Annotated in this window: 5 protein-coding genes and 1 tRNA gene; 1 reads left to right on the forward strand and 5 read right to left on the reverse strand. The window is 56.8% G+C overall.

The window, feature by feature from the left end; translation table 11 throughout:
* The 4 genes from AC2VNK_RS08825 to AC2VNK_RS08840 form a co-directional block, all read right to left on the reverse strand.
* Nucleotides 1–207 (reverse strand): Arm DNA-binding domain-containing protein (locus AC2VNK_RS08825; RefSeq protein ID WP_486883502.1); only part of this gene is annotated, 207 nt, incomplete at its 3' end.
* Between the two features lie 173 nt (nucleotides 208–380).
* A tRNA-Ala gene (locus AC2VNK_RS08830) sits at nucleotides 381–456 on the reverse strand.
* Nucleotides 457–527: 71 nt separating this feature from the next.
* A complete protein-coding gene (locus AC2VNK_RS08835) occupies nucleotides 528–1,535 on the reverse strand; it encodes a class I SAM-dependent methyltransferase (protein WP_486883503.1) in 1,008 nt (335 codons plus the stop codon).
* Nucleotides 1,536–1,550: 15 nt separating this feature from the next.
* On the reverse strand, nucleotides 1,551–2,312 hold the full coding sequence (locus AC2VNK_RS08840) for a sulfite exporter TauE/SafE family protein (RefSeq protein WP_291521279.1): 762 nt from the start codon (nucleotides 2,310–2,312) through the stop codon (nucleotides 1,551–1,553).
* A 167-nt stretch (nucleotides 2,313–2,479) separates the two neighbouring features.
* On the opposite strand from AC2VNK_RS08840, the gene AC2VNK_RS08845 reads away from it, so the two are divergent.
* Nucleotides 2,480–3,433, forward strand: coding sequence for a D-alanyl-D-alanine carboxypeptidase family protein (locus AC2VNK_RS08845; RefSeq protein ID WP_291521281.1), 954 nt, complete (start codon nucleotides 2,480–2,482; stop codon nucleotides 3,431–3,433).
* Nucleotides 3,434–3,443: 10 nt separating this feature from the next.
* On the opposite strand, the gene AC2VNK_RS08850 is transcribed toward AC2VNK_RS08845, so the two are convergent.
* Nucleotides 3,444–4,877, reverse strand: coding sequence for a DHA2 family efflux MFS transporter permease subunit (locus tag AC2VNK_RS08850; RefSeq protein WP_486883504.1), 1,434 nt, complete (start codon nucleotides 4,875–4,877; stop codon nucleotides 3,444–3,446).
* Nucleotides 4,878–4,879: the final 2 nt, after the last annotated feature.

The raw sequence follows: 4,879 nt of genomic DNA on the forward strand, positions 1-4,879 counted from the left end.
AACGATAAGGCGGGGTGCTTGGCGACAACTATGCTGACACCGGGAGTCTAGTGATAGCCGTTTTTCCTTGCCGTCCACCCGAAACTTCAGCCTCCACCACTTCCCTCCGGCAGGAGCAATCTCTAGGTAGAGCCCCTTTTCATCAGATAATTTGTATAGCTTCTCCTTAGGCTTAGACTGCCGGATTTTAGTGTCGGTCAAGGACATTGGGGGCAAATCCGAATAGGCTTATCTTGGTTGCCCCCAATGTTGCCCCCAGTTGCCCCGAGATGGCAAGCGATATCTTGAGACGTTGTGAGGCAAAGAAAAAGCCACTGTTATATAAGTCAGCGGCTTTCAGTGGGATTTGATGCGAGCTGGGACTTGGTGAGATAGTTAATTGGTGGAGCGGAGGAGGATCGAACTCCCGACCTTCGCATTGCGAACGCGACGCTCTCCCAGCTGAGCTACCGCCCCATTGCCGCGTAGGATAAGGGCAACTCCCCCGTAATGCAATGGGCTGCACACGTTGCTGGAAATGCCGAGCGCTACGCCCGGCCCACCACCACGACATCGCTGCCGAAGGGAAAAATCTCCGGCTTGAGGCCGGCCTCGCTGAGGGCTGCGGCAATTTCCTCCGGATGCAGGAAATGGTTGCCCTGCACATGCTCGGTCAGATTTTGAAAGGCCATGCCGCGTAGCGGCGGCTCACGCAGCACGCGGTGATCGTCGGGCCAGGCTGGCTCCCAGATGACGATGGCGCCTTCAGGTTTCAGGCTGGCGTGCAGTCGCTGAAAAATCTCACCGCGGTTTTCCCAGACATGATGCAGGGCGCGATTCATGGCGATGAGGTCGGCGGGCTCTGGCAGGGAAAACTGATGGATATCGCCTTCATCAAAATGCAGGCGATCCGCAACGCCCTCGCTTTGGGCTTTTTCCGTAGCCTGGCGGATGTTTTCGGCGAAACCATCTAGCCCCAGACCGTGCAGATGTCCGCAGCGTGCGGCGAGTGCCCGCAAATACCAGCCATTGCCGCACCCCAGGTCCACCGCCAGCCCACCGCGTGCATCGACTTCGGCAAAGATGGGGACGGCCGGGCAGATTTTCTCCTCGAACGTCTTGCGAAAATTGTTCTCCAGCATCAGCCCGAACCAGGGCAGAATAGTTTCGCGTTCGGCCAGCACTTTTTCACCGGGACGCTCACCCGTGCGCATGAGACCCGCCGCCCGCTCCGCCATGTGTGCAGAAAGTACGGCACCCACCGCTACGCCCACGCGGCTGTTTTCGGCTTCCGGGCGCATGCTGTCGCCATCCTCACTCAGCCGCCATTGCTCATTGTCGGTCAGTTCCAGCCAGCCAAAGGCATAGGCGGCATCACACCAGCGCAGCACGTAGCCGGTATCCATCCCGGCAGCTACCGCCAGCGCTGCGCTGTCCGCGTTGCCCAGAGTATGGAGGATGCTAAAAAGCCCGTTGACGACGCCAATGAAAGCGATGTTCAGAGATAATGCACCCTGAGCCTGCTGCCGAAGTTCATCCATGCTGCGTAAAGCCATGTCACACTCCCTCGTTCAGATGAGATATTTCAAACCGACCACCGCGAGTACCGCGAGGGTCCCCATGAGAAAAGCCCTTTGATTAATGCGCAGATGCAAGCGATTACCTGTCCACAAACCGAGCAGCACTGGTGGAATCAGCAGGAGGAAACCCACCATCAGTTGCCAGGTCAGTAGGGCCAGCGCTATGTACATAAAGGCCCGTAGAATATTGTCCGTGAGGGCAATGCCCTGAAACGTGGCGCGGAAGGCGCGTTTGTCGAGATGACGCATTTGCAGATAGGCGACAATGGGTGGACCTCCACCGCCATACAAACTGCCCACCACGCCACCGAAAATGCCCAGCGGCATTCCCCAGGGCAAGGCGACCTGGGGTAGTCGTTCCGGCTTCATTATCAGCGCGTAGACCACGTAGGCGAGAATGAACACGCCAAGAAAACGGGTAAGATTCTGGGCATCGGTATCCGCGAGAATAAAGGAGCCGATGGCCAGCCCGATCACGCTGCCCGGAACCAGCCAGCGCAACTCCGGCCAGCGCATTTCCCGAAAGTCATAGGCGCCGAGCAGCACGGAACCGAGCAGGTCTAGCAGCAGCACCACGGGCACTACTTCTTTGATGGGGAAAATAAGCGTGAGCAGCGCCACCGAAATCAATCCGGAACCAAAGCCAATCACCGCGCGGACATAAAAGGCGACCAGAATGATCCCCCCGGCGATGGCCCAGAGCAACGGATTTTGAATCAGGGTGGCGTAGGACAGAGAGGCATGCATTATCATACCGACCAGTCTATATGGTTTGTTGATGACCTTCCACATAGGGCTGGTAGGATTGATTCATCCGAGTCGAGCGTTGGTCTATAGGCAACCGTGAAAAAATAGCCTAATATCAAAGCATCCTGAGAAATTGCTTTAACCTGATATAGCCGATGCGGCGAGGTGTTCCCATGCTGGCCTCCATTCCTGTACCCGACACAGATCCTGGACTCTCGACGGCAAAGTATTTCCCTTCCACGGGGTGGTGGCTCTTTTTCTGGCTTTCGTTAGTGGCGATTTTTCTATTTTGCGCACCGCGCGCTGAGGCCGAGACCAGTGGCCTCCCACCCATAGATGCGCGTGCTTATATACTGATGAATGCGGATACGGGCGCCATCATTGCGACAAAAAATGCCTATCAGCCCTATGCTATTGCCAGCATTACCAAGCTGATGACGCTATATCTCCTTTTCAAGGATATTGACAGTGGGCATCTGCAGATGAACCAGCACTTCGTGCCCTGTCACGCGGCGCTACAGACGAGGGGCTCCAGCATGTTCATGCATCCCGGCCTGCCCTTTAGCGTCGCGCAGATGATTCTGGGAATGACGGTGCCTTCCGGCAATGATGCTGCGGTAGAAGCTGCACATCTGGTGGCCGGCAGCGTACCCGCCTTTGTCACCGAAATGAACCAGACGGCGCGCAAAATCGGGATGCTTTCCACCACCTTCTATGATCCCGATGGGTTGCCGCATCCCAATAACATGGCCAGTCCCTATGATATCGCCGTCCTCACTCGCACGATCATGGCCCAGTTTCCGCAGTTCATGCCTTTTTTCGGCCACAAAAGCTTTACCTACGCGGGCATTACCAGCCCCAACCCCAACCTGTTGGTGGGGCGGGTGCCCTTTATCACCGGCATGAAAAGTGGCTATACCGACGCAGCAGGGCATTGTCTCGTTGCTACAGGAACTCAGGATGGCGTGAAGCTGATTGCAGTGATCCTCGGAGTGCCGTCCTTCCACAATGAAAGGCGGGGTTTCTGGAAGGCATCCTGGCAGAGCCTCAAGTTGCTGGACTGGGGATTTGCACGTACCCTCTGGCTGCCTGCAGCGCCACATCTGGAGCGGACCTCGGCACCGTAACCGCTAACCTTTATTCGCTAAGGTGCGCGGACGGTGTAGAACCGGCTGAGTCGGTGGGTGGTTTCTTCAGGAACATGATCAGCGGAATCATGACCAGGAAGCCGTAAAAAACGAGCACAAAAGCATCCAGCATCCCGCGCATGTTCGCTTGGCTGTATAGCACAACGTTACCCAGCACTTGCCAGGTGGTCGGATTCTGGGTCATACCCGCTGCTGCAAGATAGTGATGAAAGGCAGGGTTGAACGGGTTGATAAAGCCGCCCATCTGGTTCCAGCCCACCTGCGTTTCCTGACTCGTCACCGTAGAGACAATGGCGATGCCGATGCTGCCACCCAAGGTTCGCATCAGGTTGAAAATGCCCGAGCCTTCGGCCTGTTGTGATTTTTTCAGGGTCGTAAAGGCTAGGGTGAAGAGCGGAATGGTGACCAGACCAAAACCAATGCCGCGGATGAAGCTGGGCCAGATGACCCAGGCCATGTTGATGTCCAGGTTGTAGAGTGTCGTGAAATAGGTGCCAAAGGCGCCAAAAATGACGCCGACCAGTACGATGTTACGTGGATTGACGCCGCGCCCCAACAGTCGTCCCGCCAGCATCATGGCCAGCATCGCACCAATGCCCTGTGGTGCCATCACCAGCCCTGCGGTGAAAGCCTCATAGTGCATCAGTGTCTCCAGCATGATCGGCAGAATCACCATGGTACCGAAGAGGGCGAGACCGAATATACCGATACCCATGCTGCCGATGGAGAGATTACGGTCTTTGAGCAGGCGCAAATCTACCACCGGATGTTTTACGCTCAAAGAGCGCCAGACAAAAAAGAGCATTCCCAATATGGCACAAATGGTCAGAATGATGATGGTCCGCGAGCTGAACCAGTTATCCTGATCGCCGAGGCTCAATACGCCCTGCAGGCTGCCCAGCCCCAGGGCCATCAGCGCAAAGCCTGTCCAGTCCACGGGGCGGGGGCTGGTGCTCTTGCCGCCGTCGGGAATGGTCTGCATCAACAGGAACGCGAGGATACCGAAGGGAATATTCACATAGAATACCCAACGCCAACTGAGCGTGTCCGTCAGATAACCGCCCAGGGTGGGACCCAGAATCGGCCCCAGCATGATACCCATGCCGAGTATGGCCATGGCCTGACCGCGCTTGTTGGATGGGTAGGCGTCGAGCATGATGGTTTGCCCTACGGGCGCCAGTGAGGCGCCAAAAATGCCTTGCAGGAAACGCCAGAGCACGATTTCCACCAGGCCGTGAGACTGCCCGCAGAGCACCGAGGAAATTACAAAGCCGACCACACTCCAAAGCATGATGGTGCGCTGGCCGTAGCGCTCCACCAGTAACCCGGTGAGGGGTACGTGTTCCCCATGTTCCGCGCCAACACCCTCTACGAGGGTGAGTACCTGAGCCCGCATCTCGGAGTCAGTTGTCGATCTGGCCAGAG

The organism is Acidithiobacillus sp. TH-A35 (assembly GCF_057473505.1).

Bases quoted from the DNA above. Each gene is read 5' to 3' on its own strand.
- AC2VNK_RS08835 (WP_486883503.1), bottom strand. From the start codon at position 1,535: ATGGCTTTACGCAGCATGGATGAACTTCGGCAGCAGGCTCAGGGTGCA.
- AC2VNK_RS08840 (WP_291521279.1), bottom strand. From the start codon at position 2,312: ATGATAATGCATGCCTCTCTGTCCTACGCCACCCTGATTCAAAATCCG.
- AC2VNK_RS08845 (WP_291521281.1), top strand. From the start codon at position 2,480: ATGCTGGCCTCCATTCCTGTACCCGACACAGATCCTGGACTCTCGACG.